This is a genomic window from Orbaceae bacterium BiB (assembly GCA_036251205.1).
Taxonomy (GTDB): domain Bacteria; phylum Pseudomonadota; class Gammaproteobacteria; order Enterobacterales; family Orbaceae; genus Orbus; species Orbus mooreae.
In genome coordinates this window covers 483,788-506,372 of the sequence record CP133958.1, presented here as the reverse complement: position 1 = coordinate 506,372, position 22,585 = coordinate 483,788, and the positions used below count along the sequence as shown (strand labels likewise).

Annotated in this window: 20 protein-coding genes and 1 pseudogene; 16 read left to right on the top strand and 5 right to left on the bottom strand. The window is 35.2% G+C overall.

Features of this window, described 5'->3' with window-relative positions:
* Nucleotides 1-196: 196 nt before the first annotated feature.
* Entirely contained in the window at nt 197-892 is a 696-nt protein-coding gene (locus RHO11_02395; protein ID WVD61997.1) for a hypothetical protein, read from the bottom strand.
* 68 nt (nt 893-960) lie between these two features.
* Here RHO11_02395 and RHO11_02390 point away from each other — a divergent pair, with 68 nt between their 5' ends.
* The 3 genes and pseudogenes from RHO11_02390 (at nt 961) to RHO11_02380 (ending at nt 3,384) form a co-directional block, all read left to right on the top strand.
* A complete protein-coding gene (locus tag RHO11_02390; protein ID WVD61996.1) occupies nt 961-1,254 on the top strand; it encodes a transposase in 294 nt (97 codons plus the stop codon).
* Nucleotides 1,251-2,108, top strand: coding sequence for an IS3 family transposase (locus RHO11_02385; GenBank protein WVD62839.1), 858 nt, complete (start codon nt 1,251-1,253; stop codon nt 2,106-2,108). Before RHO11_02390 ends, RHO11_02385 begins: the two co-directional genes overlap by 4 nt.
* 28 nt (nt 2,109-2,136) lie before the next feature.
* Nucleotides 2,137-3,384, top strand: a pseudogene (locus RHO11_02380) (glycoside hydrolase family 1 protein).
* 95 nt (nt 3,385-3,479) lie between these two features.
* Here the strand turns inward: RHO11_02380 and RHO11_02375 are convergent.
* On the bottom strand, nt 3,480-5,441 hold the full coding sequence (locus RHO11_02375) for an FUSC family protein (protein ID WVD61995.1): 1,962 nt from the start codon (nt 5,439-5,441) through the stop codon (nt 3,480-3,482).
* Between the two features lie 222 nt (nt 5,442-5,663).
* On the opposite strand from RHO11_02375, the gene msrA reads away from it, so the two are divergent.
* From msrA to RHO11_02345, 6 genes are all read left to right on the top strand, one after another.
* The gene (msrA, locus tag RHO11_02370) at nt 5,664-6,215 is read left to right on the top strand and encodes a peptide-methionine (S)-S-oxide reductase MsrA (GenBank protein WVD61994.1); all 552 of its coding nucleotides are present in this window, start codon (nt 5,664-5,666) and stop codon (nt 6,213-6,215) included.
* Nucleotides 6,216-6,217: 2 nt separating this feature from the next.
* A complete protein-coding gene (locus tag RHO11_02365; protein WVD61993.1) occupies nt 6,218-6,754 on the top strand; it encodes a cytochrome b/b6 domain-containing protein in 537 nt (178 codons plus the stop codon).
* A gap of 70 nt (nt 6,755-6,824) precedes the next feature.
* On the top strand, nt 6,825-7,841 hold the full coding sequence (locus RHO11_02360; GenBank protein WVD61992.1) for a lipoate--protein ligase: 1,017 nt from the start codon (nt 6,825-6,827) through the stop codon (nt 7,839-7,841).
* Between the two features lie 71 nt (nt 7,842-7,912).
* Nucleotides 7,913-8,356, top strand: coding sequence for a peptide-methionine (R)-S-oxide reductase MsrB (gene msrB, locus RHO11_02355; protein ID WVD61991.1), 444 nt, complete (start codon nt 7,913-7,915; stop codon nt 8,354-8,356).
* Nucleotides 8,357-8,390: 34 nt separating this feature from the next.
* A complete protein-coding gene (gene phrB / locus RHO11_02350; protein WVD61990.1) occupies nt 8,391-9,806 on the top strand; it encodes a deoxyribodipyrimidine photo-lyase in 1,416 nt (471 codons plus the stop codon).
* 173 nt (nt 9,807-9,979) lie between these two features.
* The gene (locus tag RHO11_02345) at nt 9,980-11,182 is read left to right on the top strand and encodes a trans-2-enoyl-CoA reductase family protein (GenBank protein WVD61989.1); all 1,203 of its coding nucleotides are present in this window, start codon (nt 9,980-9,982) and stop codon (nt 11,180-11,182) included.
* 51 nt (nt 11,183-11,233) lie between these two features.
* Here RHO11_02345 and RHO11_02340 read toward each other — a convergent pair whose 3' ends face one another.
* Nucleotides 11,234-12,328 (bottom strand): phospholipase A, encoded by a 1,095-nt coding sequence (locus tag RHO11_02340; GenBank protein WVD61988.1) that lies wholly within the window; start codon nt 12,326-12,328, stop codon nt 11,234-11,236.
* Between the two features lie 306 nt (nt 12,329-12,634).
* On the opposite strand from RHO11_02340, the gene dbpA reads away from it, so the two are divergent.
* The gene (gene dbpA, locus RHO11_02335) at nt 12,635-14,014 is read left to right on the top strand and encodes an ATP-dependent RNA helicase DbpA (GenBank protein WVD61987.1); all 1,380 of its coding nucleotides are present in this window, start codon (nt 12,635-12,637) and stop codon (nt 14,012-14,014) included.
* A gap of 65 nt (nt 14,015-14,079) precedes the next feature.
* On the opposite strand, the gene RHO11_02330 is transcribed toward dbpA, so the two are convergent.
* Entirely contained in the window at nt 14,080-15,051 is a 972-nt protein-coding gene (locus RHO11_02330) for an FUSC family protein (GenBank protein ID WVD61986.1), read from the bottom strand.
* 489 nt (nt 15,052-15,540) lie between these two features.
* On the opposite strand from RHO11_02330, the gene RHO11_02325 reads away from it, so the two are divergent.
* Entirely contained in the window at nt 15,541-16,224 is a 684-nt protein-coding gene (locus tag RHO11_02325) for a toxin-antitoxin system YwqK family antitoxin (GenBank protein ID WVD61985.1), read from the top strand.
* Nucleotides 16,225-16,288: 64 nt separating this feature from the next.
* On the opposite strand, the gene RHO11_02320 is transcribed toward RHO11_02325, so the two are convergent.
* Nucleotides 16,289-17,371 (bottom strand): linear amide C-N hydrolase, encoded by a 1,083-nt coding sequence (locus RHO11_02320; protein WVD61984.1) that lies wholly within the window; start codon nt 17,369-17,371, stop codon nt 16,289-16,291.
* Between the two features lie 283 nt (nt 17,372-17,654).
* On the opposite strand from RHO11_02320, the gene rbsD reads away from it, so the two are divergent.
* The 5 genes from rbsD to rbsK all read left to right on the top strand — a co-directional run bounded on the left by rbsD (nt 17,655) and on the right by rbsK (nt 22,557).
* Nucleotides 17,655-18,074 carry a D-ribose pyranase gene (rbsD, locus tag RHO11_02315; protein ID WVD61983.1) on the top strand — a complete coding sequence of 140 codons (420 nt, stop codon included), beginning with the start codon at nt 17,655-17,657 and terminating at the stop codon, nt 18,072-18,074.
* A gap of 35 nt (nt 18,075-18,109) precedes the next feature.
* Entirely contained in the window at nt 18,110-19,609 is a 1,500-nt protein-coding gene (gene rbsA, locus RHO11_02310) for a ribose ABC transporter ATP-binding protein RbsA (GenBank protein WVD61982.1), read from the top strand.
* On the top strand, nt 19,609-20,556 hold the full coding sequence (gene rbsC, locus RHO11_02305) for a ribose ABC transporter permease (GenBank protein ID WVD61981.1): 948 nt from the start codon (nt 19,609-19,611) through the stop codon (nt 20,554-20,556). The genes rbsA and rbsC overlap by 1 nt, the downstream gene beginning before the upstream one ends.
* Nucleotides 20,557-20,630: 74 nt before the next feature.
* Nucleotides 20,631-21,518, top strand: coding sequence for a ribose ABC transporter substrate-binding protein RbsB (gene rbsB / locus RHO11_02300; GenBank protein ID WVD61980.1), 888 nt, complete (start codon nt 20,631-20,633; stop codon nt 21,516-21,518).
* A 109-nt stretch (nt 21,519-21,627) separates the two neighbouring features.
* On the top strand, nt 21,628-22,557 hold the full coding sequence (gene rbsK / locus RHO11_02295; GenBank protein WVD61979.1) for a ribokinase: 930 nt from the start codon (nt 21,628-21,630) through the stop codon (nt 22,555-22,557).
* Nucleotides 22,558-22,585: the final 28 nt, after the last annotated feature.

Genomic DNA, 22,585 nt, shown 5'->3' with positions numbered 1-22,585 from the left:
GCAGGCTTTAAAATTTGGGTTTGGTGCCAGTGGTCGGACTCGATAAATAAGTTTAATTATTTAAAATATAACGATATTTTCAACCTTAAGTAGGTATTGACTCCAGAATTACATCCATATTTAAAAAGTCAAAAAATTGACTTTCAATAATGCCATTATAACCAATTCAGAAGATTAGCTGTATCGCTTAAAAACGTTATTTGTTATCTAGCTTATCCTTAATTGAATTGTAATGCTCACTGATAAGCATTTCGAAAAACTTTTGTTGACTGTAATTATAATGATGCAAAAGTTTATCTAATTTTTCTTTATGCTTTATTCCCAATTGAAAGTTTAAGGTTTTTATATCTTGCTTATCTTTGTACTTTTTTTGGCTTAAAGCTTGTCTATATTCACTACAGAAAACCTTATGTAAGAGTTTATTGTTTGTATACCAATAATCATGTATAGCAAAAATAGCTTGATATTTTTCATTTAAAGTTGTTGGAATAATTAAATTTGATACTTCAGCGTGATAGACTCCAATATCGTTTCTTATCCTTTTTTGAATATAATTCCATGTCCATTCTATGAGACCTTTATTGTCAGGATTTTCTTCTAGTTTTTTAAATGGATGTCCCATTTTATCAACTTTTAACCAATGAGTTTTAATCATTCTTATCACATCAATTTTATCATTTTGATACACATCCCAACCTTGAAAGTATTGTTTGACTACATTAGCTCTACTATCTGTGCTAGAACAAATTTGTTCAAGAATAGGCAGTTGTGGACTTTTAAAAGTTTGTGCATAAGAAACGCCAATGTTCAAGGAAATCCATGCAAAATAACTAACTCTAGGATTATCTAGCCAGCTAAAATCCTCTATTTCATTCGCTATAGATTTAATCATTTGTTTAATAAATACTGATGTGCTCCTAGTTTAGTGGAGACTTTTTAGTAACAAAAAAGGAGTCTCAAATGAGTAAAAAATACGATCCCCAATTTAAACAAGAAGCGATCAATTTAGCCCTAAATAGCGAACAAACTTATCGACAAACAGCCAATGATTTAGGTATAAATTACAAAACATTTTGTAATTGGATGTACCAAACGATGAATAAACCAACCCATCAAGCGATAAAATCAAATAAAAAACCAGACTATCACGAACTTGAGCGTCAAAATAAAGCGATGAAAAAAGAGCTTGAGCTACGTAAAAAGGAGATCGATATCCTAAAAAAGGCCGCTCAGTACTTTGCGAGCCTGAAATAGCAAGGTACGAATTTATTAAAAAGCAAAACACGCTATCTAAGCGTCGTTTATTTCATCTATTTGACGTGTCAAGTAGTGGTTACTATGCCTATTTAAAGCGATTACCGTCTCAGAGAACAGTGTTTAATCAGCAGCTTGACAAAAAGATTGAAACACTATTTGAAGATCATCGGCATCTCTATGGTTATCGGCGTTTACATGTCGAACTTTTGGAGGAAGGCTATTGTTTATCACGTGAACGAGTTCGTCGACGAATGCACAAGCTTCACCTTAAAGCAAAACAACGCAAAAAGTATAAACAAACAACGCACAGTAACCACAACAAACCGGTCGCTGAAAATATTTTAGATAGGCACTTTACCATGGACACACCTAATCAAGCTTGGGTATGCGATATAACTTATATTAAAGTGAACGGACAGTGGTTATACCTCGCGATTGTACTTGCTCTCTACTCTCGTAAAATCATAGGCTGGGCGATGGATACGCATATGGAAAGCTCGCTAGTTTGTCAAGCCTTAACTATGGCTTTGCTTCATCGGGGCTATCCGAGTAAAGTGATTGTTCATAGTGACCGTGGTGGCCAGTATTGTTCCGATGATTACCAAGCTATATTAACGGCTTATGGCTTAACGTGTAGTATGAGTCGCAAAGGTAACTGTTGGGATAATGCGGTGGCTGAAAGCTTTTTCCATACCTTAAAAACAGAATGGATTTACCGACACAAACTAGAAAATATGGCACAAGCTAAATTGATGATCTTGTGGTACATTGAGGTTTACTATAACCGAGTAAGAAAACATTCATATTTAAACTATTTATCACCTGTTCAATTTGAAGAAAAAATGATTTAATAATTTGAAAATAACTCTCCACTAAAATGTGGGCAGATCACGCTGGGGAATCGATTTTTATAATCATTATAAAGAAGATATTGCTTTATTTGCCGAAATGGGATTTAACGTTTTCCGTTTATCTATCTCTTGGGTAAGAATATTCCCAACTGGATTAGAGGCTGAGCCAAATGAAGAAGGACTCGCGTTCTATGATAAAGTTTTTGATGAATGTGCTAAATATGGTATTAAGCCGTTAGTGACCATGTCGCATTATGAAATGCCGATTACCTTAACCGAAAAATATAACGGTTGGTTAAGTCGAGAATTGATTCCACTATTTGAAAAATTTGCGCGAGTCATTTTAAATCGCTATAAAAATAAAGTAAAATATTGGATCACATTTAATGAGATGAATATGAACTTAAATAGTTTATATACTGGAGCAGGTATTTTAGCCGATTTAGTTGATAATCGATTACAAGCAGCTTATCAAGCCTCACATCACCAATTCTTAGCCAGTGCATTAGCGGTAAAAGCAGTAAGAGAGATTGTACCAGATGCTAAAGTCGGTTGTATGATTAATCAAATTGAAGCTTATGCTAAAACCACTAAACCAGAAGATCAACTGCAAGCGCTTAAATCTAACCAATTGAATATGTTCTATCCTGATGTTCAGGCTAGAGGCGAATATCCAAGCTATATGGCACGTTACTTTGCTGACAATAATATTAATTTAATTGTTGAACCAGAAGATGAAAGAATCTTAAAACAAGGTAAAGTAGATTTTGTCTCGATTAGTTATTACATGTCTCATGTTGCTGAAGCACGGAAAGATGCAGCAAAATTAGCCGGGACATTTGATAGCCCAATTAAGAATGAATATTTAGAACTCTCACAGTGGGACTGGCCAATTGATCCAATCGGTTTGCGTATTGCACTGATTAAACTGTATGATCGTTACCAATTACCCCTATTTGTTGCTGAAAATGGTCTGGGTGCTAAAGATACATTGAGTGCTGACGGTAAAATTCATGATGATTATCGTATTGACTATATTAAAAAACATGTTGAGCAAATGCGTGAAGCTATCAAAGATGGTGTTGATATTATGGGCTACACTACATAGGGCTGTATTGACCTTGTCAGCTGTGGAACTTCACAAATGAGTAAACGTTATGGCTTTATTTACGTTGATCTTAATGATAAAGGAGAGGGCTCATTAAAACGAATTCCTAAGGACTCTTTTTATTGGTATAAGAAAGTGATTGCCTCTAATGGTAACGACTTAGATTAGTTGATATAACTTGTATTTTAGACGATAAACATAAAGTTCATAATAAGGTTAAAAAAGTTCAGTATAGTGTTCTGAACTTTTTTACCTATTAAACGTTAAGCCATTTTCTTTTTAAGTTCTCGGATATAATTAAAAAATGGCTGACTCTCATTGAGTGAATCCACTAGCATTTCAGCTATTCTACGGAGTTGATCATTTTCAATATGTTGAATCTGCTTATTGATTTCATTGATGATAGTTAAATTACCTTTCGGTTTTAATGATAAAATATACAGAATTGTTTTGATTTGAATGTAGCTAGTATGATCAAGTTTGGGCTGTTCCAATTTAGCATGTAACATAGTAATGGAGTAACCTACATTCAATGTTGATAGTAAGCCATTAGGTGCACTATCACCAACTTTACCCGCTCGACTTAAATGAAGCATTAAGCGTAATAACTGCCGAGTCGATTGTTCGTACCAATTTTTATTAACAGCATCTTGTGCAGCAATGATTCGATCCAAGTCACGTTGAATAGAGAGAATTGCATTGAGTGCTTGCTTATCGGGCTTGCGAGGCAATAAAATAAACATACCACTAATAATCCCAGCACTAAGTACATAAATAAAGTCAGCACTTAACACTGAAAATGCATCACTGGCTCCCATGCCAATATGACCTGCAAATAAGAATGCCATATTAGCATCAATCGCCGGAATAGCTGTTTTAGGATGAGCTCGACAAATTCCACCAAATAAAAGAAACGGTATAATTGTCAACAAGAGCCAAAAGGTATCATCCACATATGGTTGCACGAAAAAGCGGTAAATAATCGCAACAATAACCCCACTTGAGACGCCTATAAATAGATTACGGGCATTATTTTGCGGTAGTGGAAAAGATCCAAAAACAATCGCAAAAATTCCAATTCCTGAGGCAACTTGTTCCGCAATCCGTGATGGATTGAAATAGCAACAGAGTGATACAGTAAATACAATAAAACTAGTAATAAGGGCAATATTAATCGCCATGCGCCAGTCGCGATGGGGTAATAATAGTGTTGACGTATAATTATTGGCAATAAAATCTTTATGTTTTTCAATATTATTGACTAACGCATCTTCGGCAGCAATTAGCTGTTCAATGGTATAAATTAAACGTTTAATTTCTGATGTTAGTTCTGGTGATTCAAGCTGCCATTTAGTGAAAAAATAGGTATCTTCAAGAGAGAATGGCTGCTTACGACTAATCTGTTTAGATAACTCAAGTAGATCGTCACTAAACTCAGCTGGTAAGACATTTTCACGTAAATTACGAGTTAAAATAGCTCGACTTGCCGCCATGACATCCAGAGAAGCGGCAATAATGGCATCGATATAGCGCAGTTTGCGGTTCTTATGAATTGAACCAGCTGCTGCAATAGCGGCATTATCATTAATGTCATTAATGCTGGCAAGTAAAGTCTGTTCTATATCATGACACTCTTCTTTAGAGCGAGCAGTAACAACCTGATTCGCATAAAAAACCACATCACTGGTTAATAGATGAATTTTTTGATAAAACGAACGTATTGGAAATTTAGGTACGAATAGCGCTAAAATGATGGTAACCACAATACAACCAATAAACGTACAAGCGACTCGAGAAATCGCTAGATCCATTGTATCACTTGGCCAGATAATCGATGGAATGATGACGATTGCCATCGTTAGTCCTGTTGTGAAAAAACCGTAAGCGATCGTTCCTCTAAATACATGAGATGAAGCCGTTGTTACACCAATTAATAGCGTAAAAATAACCAGTTGTATTATAGGATGTAATGGAATCAATAGAATCGAAAAACCGATTGCTGCACCAATAAATGTTCCTAAGAAGCGATAAACCGCACGCTCTAGCAGTAAACCTCTTGTTGGCTGAAATATTACCCAAGCAGGCATAGCCGCCCAATACGGATTAGGTAAATTGAGCATAATAGCAATAAAAAACGCGAACCATGATGAAAAGGCAAGACATATCCCATAATACATAATAGGTCGAGTAATAATTGGCGAGAATGTAAGGCGATTAAAAAACATAATTTATTATTCTATTTATGAGTTGATTAAATACTATATTGGGTAGTGCAGTGGTGGTGTAATATACTCTTTTTTATTGCATCTATGAAGTGGCAAAAGCATTATTATATTTTTAATTGCTATTATCAATCACAAAAATAATTTCCCTTACGCTTTAAAATGGCTGATGATGTAGTAAGCTAGTGTTATAAACCAATTGCGCTTTTATGAAAGGGGATGATGATGAGTCGAGTAGAAAAAGCCACATTTGCAGGCGGATGTTTTTGGTGCATGGTTAAACCATTTGATCAATTTGATGGCGTTATTGAGGTTAAGTCGGGATATACTGGCGGTACTATTGCCAATCCAACCTATCAGCAAGTCTGTAGCGGTACAACAGGGCATGTTGAAGCGGTCGAAATTACATTTAATCCTGAACAAATTAGCTATCGACAGTTGTTGGATATATTTTGGCAACAAATTGACCCGACTGATGGTCAAGGACAATTTGCTGATCGGGGTGACTCTTATCGCCCTGTAATTTTCTATCACAATGCCGAGCAGCAACAACGAGCCATTGCATCTAAAAACGATTTGCAGCAGTCAAAACGTTTTGCTTTACCGATTGATGTTTCAATAGAAGCGGCAATGCCATTTTACCCAGCAGAACAAGATCATCAGAATTTTTACCAAAAACAACCTGAACGCTATCAACGCTATAGTAAACTATCAGGTAGAACCGATTTTATTGCCAAACACTGGCAGGATAAATTCTCAAAACAGAAGAGTGAATAATAATGAAAAATTACCCTCAATATCAACCAAAACAAAAATGGATACATTGGATAACAGCGCTACTTGTACTCATTGTGATTATTTTACCGCTGGCAAGAGTGACGTTGTCACAATTAATCGGTGGAATGGCTAACCTTTTTGTTATTCACAAATCATTGGGTGTTGTGATATTTTTTCTCACATTATGGCGAATTTATGTGGTAATTAAGCAGGGGGTACCTGAGGTATTACCTAAACACGAGAAGCTTCAGCGTATCTTATCAAAATCAGTACAAGGGTTGATCTACATACTATTATTAATATTGCCATTATCAGGTTATTTGATGGGGTCTCGTGCTATTGATTTTCTATGGCTGATAACAATTCCTCCAGTTACCTTAGCGGAAGGAATACATAGTTTTTTCCACTCAGTGCATATTTTCTCAGCCTATGCCTTAATTGCACTATTGTGTTTACATATTTTTGCTGCAATATATCACCATATTTGGGTAAAAGATGATGTATTAAAAGCAATGTTACCGAGCCGTTGGTTTAACTAGTTTTAACTTAATAAGATTAGCTTAGTTATTGATAATTAAGATAATCTAATCTAATCTAATAGGCGATAAAATGTCTTCATTACGTGTATTTATCTCAAACTCTTATGATCCTTGGTTTAATTTAGCTGTTGAAGAGACCATTTTTAAACATATGCCAACAAATGAGCGAGTTCTTTTTTTATGGCGTAATGATAATACCGTGGTCATTGGCCGAGCCCAAAACCCATGGCGAGAGTGTAATACTGGTAAAATGAGTGAAGATGGTATAAAACTTGCCCGTCGTAGTAGTGGGGGAGGTGCGGTATTCCATGATCTCGGTAATACTTGTTTTACCTTTATGGCCAGTAAACCAGAGTATAATAAGAGCATTTCAACACAAATTATTGTTGATGCATTAAGATCTTTAAATTTAGATGTATCGGCAACAGGACGTAATGATCTGGTATTACATACTGCTGATGGTGACAAAAAGATATCTGGTTCGGCTTATAAAGAGACTTTAGATCGTGGTTTTCATCACGGTACAATTTTACTCAATGCTAACTTAAATCGATTAACGGATTATTTAAATCCTGATCCGAAAAAATTACAAGCGAAGGGGATTACCTCAGTACGTGCTCGAGTCACTAACTTAGTTGAATATTTACCCACGATTAATCATGATTTGGTGTGTAACGTGGTAATGCAGTTCTTTTTTAACCATTATGGTGAACAAGTGCCTGTTGAGGTTATTTCCCCAGACTCTTTACCTAACTTACCTGGTTTTGCTGAGGTTTTTGCTAAACAGTCTAGCTGGCAGTGGAATTTTGGTAATGCGCCAGCATTTACACATCAAATTGAAGAGCGTTTTAAATGGGGAAATATTGATTTTCACTTTGATGTTGAGCAAGGTATGATTAGCCGCTGCCAAATTTTTACTGACAGTTTAAATCCGACACCGATTCAAGAGGTCGCCAACTTATTACAACAAAATCGTTATAGTGTCGATACCTTTCATTCTGCGATAGAACAGGTAATGATACGCTATCCTGAATTTAACCCAGAGTTACAAGAGATGACTAATTGGCTTATTCCGGCAATTAGATAATTTCGTTATTTTTTTAATGTAAACTATCATTATAGTATAAAAATAGCATTATTTTACTTAAGGAGCATCGTATGAATGAGCAAAAGAAACTGAAAAGGATCGAACAACTCACGCCATTACAGTACCGTGTGACTCAACAAAATGGCACTGAACCCCCTTTTGATAATCAATTTGATCAACATCGAGAAGCTGGATTATATGTTGATATTGTCTCTGGTGAGCCATTATTTTCCTCTTTAAATAAATTTGATTCAGGTTGTGGCTGGCCAAGTTTTAGTCAACCGATTGCGGCACAACATGTCAAACAAAAAATTGATCATAGCCATGGTATGACACGAACAGAGGTTCGTTCGACTGAGGCTGACTCTCATTTAGGTCATGTGTTTAACGATGGTCCAAAGTCCAGCGGTGGATTACGTTACTGTATTAATTCAGCTTCGTTAAGATTTATTGCTAAAGAGGATCTTGAAGCAGAAGGATATGGAGACTATTTAGCCTTATTTACAACTAAATAGTATGTGAGAGTGATAATTTAACGAGGATTTCGCAATGGCAACTCATCTCGTCTGGTTTCGTAATGATTTAAGAGTTATTGATAATGCTGCACTGTATCATGCTTGTCAGGATCCCGATGCTCAAGTTATTGCAGTTTATATTGCAACGCCAACCCAGTGGCAACAACATGCTATGTCAGCAAGACAAGGTTGGTTTATTTATCAGCATCTAATGCAGTTACAAAAAAGTTTAAAAAAAATCAATATTCCATTAATTTATCATGAAACGGCTACATTTAGTGGTTCTATTGAGTTGATACGCTCCATTTGCCGACAATATAAGATTACTGATCTATTTTATAATAAGCAGTATCAATGGAATGAAAGGCAACGAGATCATGCTATTAATGCACAATTAATAGATGATAATATTCATTCTCATCCATTTGATGATAGTGTTTTATTTGCACCAAATCAGATAATTAATGGTTCGGGTAAGATGTATCAAGTGTTTACTCCTTTTAGGAATAAATGTTGTGAAATTCTACAAACCAGGCCAATTCACGTTTATCCTAAACCCAAAGTTAGAGAACAAGTTGCTGCGATTGAGAGTAATCCTATTAAACCATTTAGCTATGTGATGCAGGAAGCCGATTATGCGATTGGTGAAGAATCAGCATTGGCACAGCTAAGAACTTTTTGCCAAGAATCAGCCCAGGACTATTTACAACAACGTGATTTCCCTATTTTAAATTCAACAAGTCATCTATCGGCTTATTTAGCGGTTGGAGTTCTATCTCCAAGGCAGTGTTTAGCTCGTCTAACAGCGGAAAACCCTAATTTTATGCAGGCGACAAAATCGGGAGCATTTGGTTGGTTTAGCCAGTTAATTTGGCGTGAATTTTATATCCATTTACTCTTTATCTATCCTAAGCTATCAAAAAATAGTCCTTTTATTACTTGGACTGAGCGCGTACAGTGGCGTAAAAACGATCATGATTTACATGCTTGGCAACAAGGATTAACGGGTTTTCCTATTGTTGATGCAGCAATGCGCCAGCTCAATCAAACAGGATGGATGCACAACCGATTAAGAATGATTGTTGCAAGTTTTTTAGTGAAAGATTTACTTATTGATTGGCACGATGGCGAACGCTATTTTATGTCTCAATTAATTGATGGCGATCTTGCTCTTAACAATGGTGGTTGGCAATGGGCTGCGTCAACAGGAACCGATGCTGCACCTTACTTTCGAATATTTAATCCTACAACTCAAAGTCAGCGTTTTGATCATGATGGGCAGTTTATTCGTCAATATTTACCCGAACTGAGTAATGTACCAAATGAAGCGATACATGAACCTCATAAATGGGCTAAAACGCAAGGGATTAAACTTAATTATCCTGAGCCTATCGTAGAACACGCTAAAGCTCGTCAGTATACATTAGCGGCTTTTAATGCTGCAAAATAGCGCTAAAATAGAATTAAATACACTCTAATTGTACTTTAGTAGTATTAATGATTAACTCTATGATAGAATTAGGCGGATTTACTGTGATAAGCCCATACGGGGATTAGTTTATTTTTAGACTAATTTTGTATATAGTAGGGCACTTTTTTTGAGAAACCAATTGAGATATAAATATGATAATTAAACCTAAAATTCGTGGTTTTATTTGTACCACTACACATCCAGTAGGTTGTGCTGAAAATGTTAACCAACAAATTGCCTATGTTAAATCGAAAGGTAAAATTGCCAATGGTCCAAAAAAGGTTCTTGTTATTGGTGCCTCAACTGGATATGGTCTGGCTTCAAGAATTACTGCAGCGTTTGGTTCTGATGCCGCAACAATTGGTGTCTTTTTCGAAAAACCAGGTACTGAAAGTAAACCTGGTACAGCAGGTTGGTATAATTCAGCAGCGTTTGATAAAGCAGCTAAAGCAGCAGGTTTATACTCTAAAAGTGTTAATGGCGATGCATTTTCAAACGAATGCCGTGATACAGTCATCGATTTAATCAAAAAAGATTTAGGCCAAATTGATTTAGTTGTCTACTCACTAGCATCACCAGTACGTAAAATGCCTGATTCTGGTGAAGTTGTGCGTTCAACGTTAAAACCAATTGGTCAACCTTATAAATCAGTAGCATTAGATACAAATAAAGATGTATTAATCGAAGCAACCGTTGAACCAGCTAATGAGCAAGAGATCGCTGATACCGTTAAAGTGATGGGCGGACAAGATTGGGAACTTTGGATGAACGCTTTAGCTGATGCAGGTGTACTTGCTGATAATGCTCAAGCCATTGCTTACTCTTATATTGGAACCGAATTAACTTGGCCAATCTACTGGCATGGTACACTTGGTAAAGCGAAAGAAGATCTTGATCGTGCAGCTCAGGCGATTGATAAAAATCTATCAACTAAAAATGGTCACGCTTATGTTGCCGTTCTTAAATCTGTTGTTACCCAAGCATCTTCAGCAATTCCAGTGATGCCTTTATATATTGCTATGTCATTTAAAGTTATGAAAGAGCAAGGTATTCACGAAGGGTGTATTGAACAAATTCAACGAATGTTTGCAACTAAATTATATGTAAACGGTACGGTTGAAACTGATGAGAAACATCGTTTACGCCTTGATGATTGGGAATTACGTCCAGAAGTGCAAAACGCATGTCAACAAATCTGGTCTAAAGTAACCGATGATACAATTTATCAATTAACCGATTACCAAGGTTATAAAGATGAGTTCTTACGTCTATTTGGCTTTGGATTGTCAGGTGTTGATTATGATGCTGATGTTAATCCAGATGTTCAGTTTGATGTTATTAATCTGAATGGTTAAGTTTTAATTAATAAAAAATAGTGCTTTTACAGCACTATTTTTTTTATTCTATTATCGGCTTAAGGCTATACCAATTCCTAAGCGATTGGTGGTTTTATTATAATCAATCAAACTCTCGCCATAACCATTAAAGTACTGGACATAACCGAATAAACCAGTATCCCATAATGGGTAGGTCCAATCAATTTGCAATGCGCCTCGGTTATCATGAAAACTGAGATTATTTCTAATTAACACTTTAAATAGACTCTTCTTGTATGGCACAAAAATAGTTAAATCACCATAGCCAAGATAGTCTTCAATATCTCGATTATCGTCATGGGCTTTATCCTCTGGAATCCGGTACCACACTCTAGGTACAATATAACTATCTTGATATTTTAAATAGCCCTCTAAATATAATCTATTCCAAGAACGTGATTTACCGGCTTCATTTCCTTGACCATTCGATTCATGCAAAAAGCCAAATTGGGTTCCTTTTAGCGCGCTACTGGTATTTTTATTAGGTAATTGTACGTACAGCTCAGGTAAGTAATTTGTCTCTCTAAAAGGCGATGACTCTTGAGATGTTTGCCACCAATTACGTTGAGTATAGGCAAAACCAATCGTTTCATCTAAGCCAAATACGTCATTGAATACATCCTTTTTAAAACTAATTTGGAATGTGGTTTCAACATGTTTTCGACCATCCTTATGAGACTGACTATCATAAGTGATAGGTAAAATATAGTTGGAATGATAAGGGCGTAAGCCAAAACTTGTATCGAGTAAATTAAATACACCATTTTGAGCTTGATAGTCTTGATGCATAACAACACGGTCACTGATGATTTGCGAGTTACTTTGGGCTGTAGATTGTTCTTGCGTAATGTTTATTTTTTGCTTGTTATTGGGTGTCTCTGTTTGGTTAGTCTGATTGTGGGTACTATTTTCAGCAATTACCAATTTATCATTCATTTGTAACGATAATTTTGCTGATTCTTTATACCAATGGAGTGCATTTTTAAGATCATTTTGTTTTTCATAAATCTCAGCTAATTGATAAGCGGCTTTACTATTTCCTGATTTGGCCTCATCTTCCAGTGTTGAACTCAATGAATAAAATGAAATAGTGCTGAGTAGCACCATTAACACAATTTTTTTCAATTTACTGCCCTTAATTATAATTAAAATAATAGTGATAAATCTGTGTTAGATTTGATTGGTTTGGTAATAAATGATTAGTGAATCTAAACGAAGGCGATTATAATCAATTTTAATCTATTCAAATAGTGATTTGTGTGGTTTTTACGATGACTCCATTTAAAAATCACAATGACTGCAAAAATAATAGATCTCAATGAGTATAAACATCGGTCTATATTGTTACTAATAAGATTAATCATCGAGTAATAATGGTCATAAAAAAGCGAAAGCACATTAAGTATTATCAATGAAGGAAAATTAGTCAATATGTCAAGCGCACCAACAAATTTTGATCAGTTATCATTAAATCCGCTATTACTCGATAATTTACAAACTATGCAATATAGTGAAATGACACCGATTCAAGGATTAGCATTACCAATTATTTTAGCCGGTAAAGATATTGTCGCTAAAGCTAAAACGGGCAGTGGTAAAACCGCGGCATTTGGACTTGGTGTATTGAATGGTTTAAATATTGAAAACTATCGAGTACAAGCACTCGTTATTTGTCCAACCAGAGAATTAGCTGATCAAGTCGCTAATGAGTTACGCCGATTAGCTCGATTAATGAGTAACGTTAAAATTTTAACACTATGTGGTGGGGTACCAATTGCTCAGCAAATTACGTCTCTGGAACACGGTGCGCATATTGTTGTTGGAACACCTGGGCGATTATTAGATCATTTACACAAACAAACGCTGAAATTGGACTCATTAGATTTTCTGGTTTTAGATGAAGCAGATCGAATGCTCGATATGGGATTTGAAGAGGATATTATCAATATTATTGCTAATACACCGAAGCAGAGACAGACGTTACTTTTCTCGGCAACTTATTTAGATAATATTGCGATGATTAGCCAAAAAATTCAACAGCAGGCTGAATTTATCACTGTTGATGATGTTAATAATCAAATTAAGCAGATTTTTTATGAAGTTGAAGAACATCATCGACAACAAACATTAGCTAAATTATTGACTGATCATAGTGCACAATCAGCGGTTATTTTTTGTAATACTAAGCAAGCCTGTCAGGATGTTGATACTTACCTCCGTAAACTGGGATTTAGCGTTATCGCATTACATGGTGATTTAGAACAGCGAGATCGGGAGCAGGTCTTACTACAATTTGCCAATAAAAGCCGAACTATTTTAGTGGCAACTGATGTTGCTGCACGAGGATTAGATATCAAAGAGCTCGATTTAGTCATTAATTATCAAATATCCTATGATCCACAAGTTCATGTTCATCGTATCGGCCGAACAGGACGAGCAGGGCAAACGGGATTAGCTATCACACTTGTTGCAGCGAATGAGATGCCTAAAGCTAATCTGTTAGAAGCCTTAAATAATATTAAAATTGATTGGCAAACGTTGAGCAATTTTAATATTGATCAATCTCGAATTATTACTGCACAGATGCAAACCTTACTGCTTACAACAGGTAAGAAAAATAAGGTTAGGGCCGGTGATATTTTAGGTGCATTGACTAAGGATGCGGGTTTAGATAATAGTAAAATAGGTAAAATAACGACCACTGATTTATATTCTTATGTGGCGATTGATAAAACAATAATTAATAAAGCTGTAGCTTATTTTAAACAAGGCAAAATTAAAGGAAAAACAGTTAGGGCACACTGCTTATAAGATTTTGGTCAATTCTAAAAAAAGGGCAGTCAAGTTGATTTAACTGTCCTTTTTTTATCATGATGTTATTTCCGTACGCGTTTTAGCACTAAGCTAGCGCAAATTGCCAGACTACCACCGAGTAATGTTTCATAGATTCTTGAAATAGGTAACAGGTAGGTTGGATCTTGCCAAAAATCAGCTTCTTCAAGTAATAAAAGTACAAATATTGTGATACCAAAGGTTTTAATCAAATAGTTTTGTGATTGTAAAAAGCTTGGCATCAAAAAGATCACAATAGAAATCAGTGTCAGATCGATATAGATATTTTTTAATAATAAAAAATGGAATAAGAATGAAACCAAGATGGCTCCAAGCAGACTTCCTAAAAATCGATGCACTGTTTTTTTGATAATATTTACTTCCATTGGTCGTAACAATACCGCAAAAGTGAGTGGAGCCCAAAAAACACGATATAATCCCAAATAATCAGGAATCGCTAAACTCAAAAATAGGAAACTAGTATAAATAAATGCCCGTAAAGCTAAACGATGATCACTTTGATATAGCTCTCTGGAAAATAGTCCATTTCTAAAAGCATTATTATCATATTTTTTATGTTTAAGTATCGTCAGTACGCCTAAACTAACACAAATTCCTGTAAAAAAAGATAGTGGAAGCTGAATCGAAACCGTTGTTAATGTTGTCGCCATACAAGAAAATATAATAAAAAATGGCATAACGCGATCAATAAAAGGATCTTTATTAAAGGTTATATAATAAAAATAGGTAGTCGCAAATAAAAATAGATAAAAGGGCCCTGATAGTTTTAAAAAGTAACCCACACTACCGCCAACGATAATCATTGATAGTAGAAATACCATATAAAAAACATTGTTTTTCTCATCATTAGCTTGATAAACGATGTTAGCAAAGAGTACTGTTATTACGCCAAATAAAGCGCCAACCAGACCGTATAAAGTATAACAAATTGCTGAGTTAATGAGTGTGGTTAAAAAGAACACACCATTATTATGGAAATTAATGTTTTTAAGCATATTAAACAAATTCTAAACTCTAGTTTAAAAAAGAGATATCGACTATTATTGATTGAATTTTAGCATAAATATATAAGGTTAAATAACATACAAGGTTTGCTTTGTGGGTTAATGTAAATACTATTACTATTTATTGATATACTGGGTAGTAAAAAAATACGCTTTCAAAAAGAAAAGTTAGTTCTTAATCTCAATGACATTTATTTTTAAAAATAAATTAAATCATATAGTTAAATTTATAAATCTAAAAAAAATTATCCATTCTCAACTAAATAAAGTCATTTTTTATGATTTTGAATTAATAATCCATTAATAAAATTTTGCACTTTCTATAATTTAATAACACAATTGAAAATAAATAGATAAAATTACAACTGATATTATTTAATAGATTAGGCGTAAAATTTAGTCACAATTATTTAAAAAAATAATTTGGAGTCGTGATGAAAACTCTAGAAATTCGATCGCAGAATATAAGGATCACAAATTGTGAATAACAAAATATCTTATTGTCTGATCTTTTTTATCATACTATTTTTGTTAGTAAATCGCAGTTTTGCCTCAACTCAACCCGATGGCGCTTATATTACTTATTACGAAAATGGACAAAAAAATATACAAGGTACTTATAAAGCCGGAAATCAAGACGGTATTTGGATTTGGTGGAATCGAAATGGGAGTCTGTTTCAACAAATTGATTTTAAAAACGGTAAAGCACATGGTCTTTGGATTATTTGGTATGAAAATAGTCAAAAGAATATTGAAGCTCATTATCAAAACGGTATTTTAGAAGGGCGATCAAGTTGGTGGTATGAAAATGGTCAAAAAGAGAGCGAAGGAGATTATAAAAATCAGCAACGAGAAGGTGATTGGCTATGGTGGTATGCGAATGGAAATAAAAAGATAGCAGGTCACTACACTGATGCTCAGAAGCAAGGTCAATGGTATTGGTGGTATGAAAATGGAGCTAAACAACAACAGAGTTATTTTAAAGATGATCAGTTAGAAGGCATTTGGATAACGTGGTATAAAAATGGGCAAAAGCAAGAAGAAGGGCGATACAAAAATAATGAGAAGCAAGGCATCTGGTTCAGCTGGAACGAACAAGGGAAACAATTAATGAAGTCCACTTATAAAAATGGCTATTTGACAGCCGTTGAGCAAGACAACTAAACTGTCTTTGCTCAACTATTATCGAATAGCTCATGTATCATTTAATCATCTAGTTGATAAATAATTAATGATTTAACTGCTCCTCAGTAAGTCCTAGAAAAACAAATGGTTGTTTTTCTTTATATAGTGCTGTGGCATCACCCGAGAAAATATTACGTTGTTCTCGTCCAAGTTCTAACTCTTTGACTTTGCCCGTTTCAGCTGAGAAATCAATTTTATTTAAATCAGTCCAAAAGATATTTGGTGTTAATGCTGATTCAAAAAAGTATAACCCACGTTTGTGATCGTACAGGGTTCGCCAGCGAGTTGATGATATTTCCGGTGATGACTCGGAAGTTAATCCAAAAGGAACCGATACGTTACGAATAATACTAAATACACTGGCTACAGCTGTATTTGGATCTAACTGTTTTGGAATACTATCAATATAGAATGCTGCTCTTGCAAAGCGATCTGCCGCTCGATTGGTACCTGGTAAAAAGGTAAGTCCACCCACACCTTTCCAATACTCTTCTATGGCAAGTTGTTTATCATAGGTGGGTGAATTGGTCATAACCTGATAGCTTCGACTGTGGTGAATAACTTGTTCACCATTTATATATTCGATAATAGCACTATCACCCGTCGCATCAGATAATGAGAGATGCAATGTTGCTAAGCGGTCTTGGCCAGGTACTTTGTCGGTCAAAACATCAAGAGGATTCGCCTTAAGGTAGCTAACTGCTTCATCAACTGAGGCAAAATTATCTAACATATATTGTGCCCAAATTGAAACAGATAATGAGCGGCTCGGTGATGCATTTGTTGGGTATTCTGATTCTGCCAACCATAATAAATTGGCAACTAAACCTTTTTCATTTACACCATCGGTTGTTGAAATATCATAACCAGAGGCGATTACACTACCATACTTTGATGTCCAAGTTAAAGAGTGGTTACCTACACCGCCATCACGAACCATACCACGTGGAAATATCCATAAATTGGTCGCAATTTCATATTTCCAATCCATTGTTCTTGCTGTAATAACCTGTTGATCATCACCTAAATAAACAACTCGAGTACAAGCATCAGCAACGGCTGTTACTCCAATCATAGCAGCAAGTAATGTCGCTTGTAGTTTAACTGGTAATTTAAAATATTTCATTATAATCTCCATCCATTTTTGATGATTATAATACGCACAATTTAATTAAATTACACTTTTAAATTTAGATAAAAGTGCTTTTATATTGAATATTGACGTTTTTTATTCATTAAATTCCGATTTTTCAATTTTTTTAAGAAGACTTTTACTGTTTGCAAAAATAATATTTTAATTTGAACTAGATCACATTTGTTTAAACTGTTTATTGAATTTTATTTTCATTACTTCATTATGATGTCATCGAAACGTTTCGATGATATTAATTGATAGGAAATTAAAGCATATGCGTAAAGGTTCGCTATTAAACTCCTCAATTTGCCAAACAATTTCTAAATTGGGGCATACTGACGCAATTACTATTGGTGATGCAGGATTACCCATCCCAGATTCAACACATAGAATTGATCTTGCCTTAACTAAAGGCATTCCCTCTTTTTTACAAGTCCTTAATATTGTCGTAACAGAAATGCAAGTCGAAAAGGTGATCTTAGCTGAAGAGATTAAACAATATAATCCCGCTATTTATACACAAATTATTGAGCAGATTACTTTATTAGAACAGTCACAACATAATCAGATTGTTATTGAGTTTATGAGTCATGAGCAATTTAAAGTTGCTACCGCAAATTCTAAAGCAATTATTCGAACGGGTGAATGTACTCCCTATGCAAATATTATTTTGCAATCTGGCGTCACATTTTAATTGCATCTGATTTAATTCATTAGATAGGGATTAACATGCAAACATTACTTCATGTTCATCAAATTGAAAAATCATTTCCGGGAGTTAAAGCGCTATCAGGTGTTAACCTTTCTGTCTATGCTGGAAAAGTGATGGCGTTAATTGGTGAAAATGGTGCGGGTAAGTCAACCCTGATGAAAGTCCTCACCGGTATTTATAAAAAAGATGCTGGGCGAATAGAATATCTTGGCCAAGAGGTCAATTTTAATGGACCTAAATCTTCTCAAGAAGCTGGACTTGGAATTATTCATCAGGAACTAAACCTCATTCCTCAACTATCGATAGCTGAGAATATTTTTTTAGGACGTGAATTTACCAATGCTTTAGGTCGTATCGATTGGACAAAAACTTATCGAGAAGCCGATCGCTTACTACAACGATTAAATCTAAATTATGATAGTAAACGTCTTGTCAGCGAGTTATCTATTGGTCAACAGCAGATGGTTGAAATCGCTAAGGTACTGAGTTTTCAATCTAAAATTATTATTATGGATGAACCTACTGATGCTTTAACTGATACTGAAACCGCCGCTTTATTTGATGTGATTAATGATCTTAAATCGCAAGGGTGTGGCATTGTTTATATCTCTCACCGATTAAAAGAGATTTTTGCCATTTGTGATGATGTGACAGTTCTACGAGATGGTCAGTTTATTGGTGAAAAATCAGTTACCGAACTAAATGAAGATGAACTGATTGAAATGATGGTTGGTCGAAAATTAGAAGAACAGTATCCTCATATTGAACAAGAACCGGGACGAGTTGCCTTACACGTTAATAACTTATGCGGTAAAGACATTCATAATGTTAATTTTACCCTTCATGAAGGGGAGATTTTAGGTGTTTGTGGATTAATGGGCTCGGGCCGTACTGAGTTAATGAAAATGATTTATGGTGCGATGTCAGTAAAATCAGGGCAAATTAGTCTATTTGGTCAATCCATTAACAATACCAAACCTCAAGATGGCTTAATGAATGGAATCGTCTATATTTCAGAAGACAGAAAAAAAGATGGTTTAGTACTTGGTATGTCGGTTAAAGAGAATATGTCTTTGACAGCATTGAACTATTTTAGTAATAAAGCTGGTAAATTAAATCTGCAAGAAGAAAAAATTACAGTCGGTGATTTTATTAATCTATTCAATATTAAAACACCGTCAATGAACCAAATTATTGGTTATTTGTCTGGGGGTAATCAACAAAAAGTAGCGATTGCTAAAGGGCTAATGACCCGACCTAAAGTACTGATTCTTGATGAGCCTACACGCGGTGTGGATGTCGGCGCAAAAAAAGAGATCTATCAATTAATTAACCAATTTAAGGCACAAGGACTGTGTGTCATTATTGTGTCGTCGGAAATGCCGGAAGTACTAGGGATGAGTGATCGTATTTTGGTGATGCATGAAGGAAAAATTACCGGTGAATATTTACGAAAAGAGGCGACACAAGAAATTTTAATGGCAGCTGCCGTTGGCAAAGCTCAGGAGATAAATTAATGCACACGATAAATATTAAACGTCTGCTTATCGAACAAAAATCATTGATTACGTTATTGGTATTGGTGATTTTAGTATCAAGTTTGAATAGTCATTTTTTCACATTAAATAATCTGTTTAATATTCTACAACAGACCTCCATTAATGCGATTATTGCCGTGGGAATGACTTTAGTTATTTTAACATCAGGCATTGATTTAACCGTTGGATCATTATTTGCTTTAACGGGAGCTATTGCCGCATCAATTATTGGTGCAGATATCTCTCCATTTCTTGCGATTACCGCTGTGTTGGCGATCGGAGCCGCGATTGGTGCAAGTACTGGGATTATTGTTGCTAAAGGTAAATTGCAAGCCTTTATTGCTACACTGGTTATGATGCTTATTTTACGTGGTGTTACGCTGGTATATACCAAAGGAAGTCCAATTTCATTAGGTATGAGTGACAATGCTGAGTTATTTGAATGGATTGGTTTTGGACAGATTTTAGGAATACCGGTACCTATTTGGATTATGGCTATTGTATTTATTATCGCTTGGTACATGCTTAAATATACACGTTTAGGTCGTTATATTTATGCACTAGGTGGTAATGAAGCAGCAACCCGTTTATCTGGTATTAATGTTGATCGCGTTAAAATTGCAGTCTATGCAATGTGTGGTCTACTGTGTGCATTAGCAAGTACGATTGAGGTTGCTAGATTATCATCGGCTCAGCCTAATGCAGGTACGGGTTATGAAATGGATGCTATTGCGGCGGTTGTACTTGGTGGCACAAGTATGTCTGGAGGAAGAGGAAAGATTATTGGTACCTTAATTGGTGCATTAATTCTTGGTTTATTAAATAACGGTTTAAATTTACTTGAAATTGATCCTTATTATCAAATGATTGTAAAAGGGGCGGTCATTTTATTTGCAGTATTAGTTGATAACAAAACGAGTAAATAGTATTGGGGCGGTTAATCAGCGCATTTCTATAACTTTTTATAAAAAACACTAACCATTAAACGAGGTTTATTTATATGAAATTCAATAAATTTGTTACGTATGCTTCAGCATTAACGTTAGGCTTAACCCTTTCAGCCCAAATATTTGCTAAAGAGAATATTGCATTAGTTATTTCGACTTTAAATAATCCATTTTTTGTGACTTTAAAAGATGGAGCCCAAAAGAAAGCCGATGAGCTTGGTTATAATCTTATTGTTTTAGATTCACAAAATAATCCGGCTAAAGAACTTGCTAATGTTGAAGATCTGATTGTTAAAAATCCAAAAGTGATCCTAATCAATCCAACTGATTCTGATGCGGTCGGTAATGCTGTTTTAGCGGCTAATAAAGCAAATATTCCAGTGATCACATTAGATCGTGCATCGAATAAGGGTGATGTCATTAGCCATATTGCTTCTGATAATATTGCTGGTGGTAAAATGGCTGGTGATTATATTGTCGAGAAGTTAGGTAAAGATGCGAAAGTTATCCAGCTTGAGGGGATCACAGGCACTTCAGCAGCACGAGAAAGAGGAGAAGGCTTTAATCGAGCATTACAAGAATACCAATTTACGCTACTGGCTTCACAACCCGCTGATTTTGATAGGGCGAAGGGGATGAATGTGATGCAAAATTTATTAACTTCACAACCTAATGTACAAGCTGTTTTTGCTCAAAACGATGAAATGGCCCTAGGTGCAATGAGAGCTATTCAAGCGGCGGGTATCAAAAATATCATGATTATTGGTTTTGATGGTACTGATGATGGTATTAAGGCGGTTGAAAGAGGTCGTTTAGCTGCTACTGTTGCTCAACAACCTGAGTTAATTGGTGCAATGGGCGTAGAGACTGCAAATAGCATAATTAAAGGCGAGCAAGTCGCTACTGAAATTCCAGTTGAGTTAAAATTAATTACTAAATAATGTGTAATAATATGGCGGTAGTATTTACCGCCATATCGCTACTGATATAGAACTTATTGTTGTATCTTACAATAGAACAATATGTTTTATTAACCCGAGGATCGTTAAAATGGCAAAGAAATTAATAGTATTGGGTAGTATTAATATTGATCATATTTTAAATACGACCCGATTCCCTAAACCAGGTGAGACCATAACTGGTCATGGGTATCAAATTGCTTTTGGGGGAAAAGGTGCTAATCAAGCTGTTGCTGCGGGTCGTGCCGGTGCTGATATTCAGTTTATCGCAGCTGTGGGTGACGATGAAATGGGTAAACAGGTTTGTGCACAATTAAAACAAGATGGTATTAATGTTGGCTCAGTCAAACAGATCCCTAATGAAAAAACAGGTGTTGCATTAATTTTTGTGAATCAACAGGGCGAGAATGAAATTGGTATCTATGCGGGTGCAAATAGTGCAGTTACTCCCGAATATCTAAGTAATTATCATCAAGATATTATAAATGCTGATGCTATTTTAATGCAGTTAGAAACACCACTATCAACCATTGAAACAGCCGTCAAATTGGCTAAACAACACAATACCAAAGTGATTGTTAACCCTGCTCCTGCACAAAAATTATCAGATGAAATTTTACAACATATCGATGTTATTACACCTAATGAAACGGAAGCTCATTTTTTAACTGGAATTGAGGTTAAGAATACCCATGATGCAGAAAATGCTGCAAATTATTTGCATAATAAAGGCATTGCAATAGTGATTATAACATTAGGTAGTAAAGGTGCTTGGATCAGTGTAGAAGGTCAAGGGCAACTTATTACCGGTTATAAAGTTAATGCTATTGATACGATTGCGGCAGGTGATACCTTTAACGGTATGCTAGTCACTGCTTTATTAGAAGATAAATCACTAGTCAGTGCTGTTCAATATGCTCATGCTGCAGCAGCAATTGCGGTTACTCGTGCTGGGGCTCAATCGTCAGTACCTTGGCGAAAAGAGATCGAAAACTTTATTAAACAACACTCGGAATGCTAAACTGATCAAGTATATTAAATAAAATAGA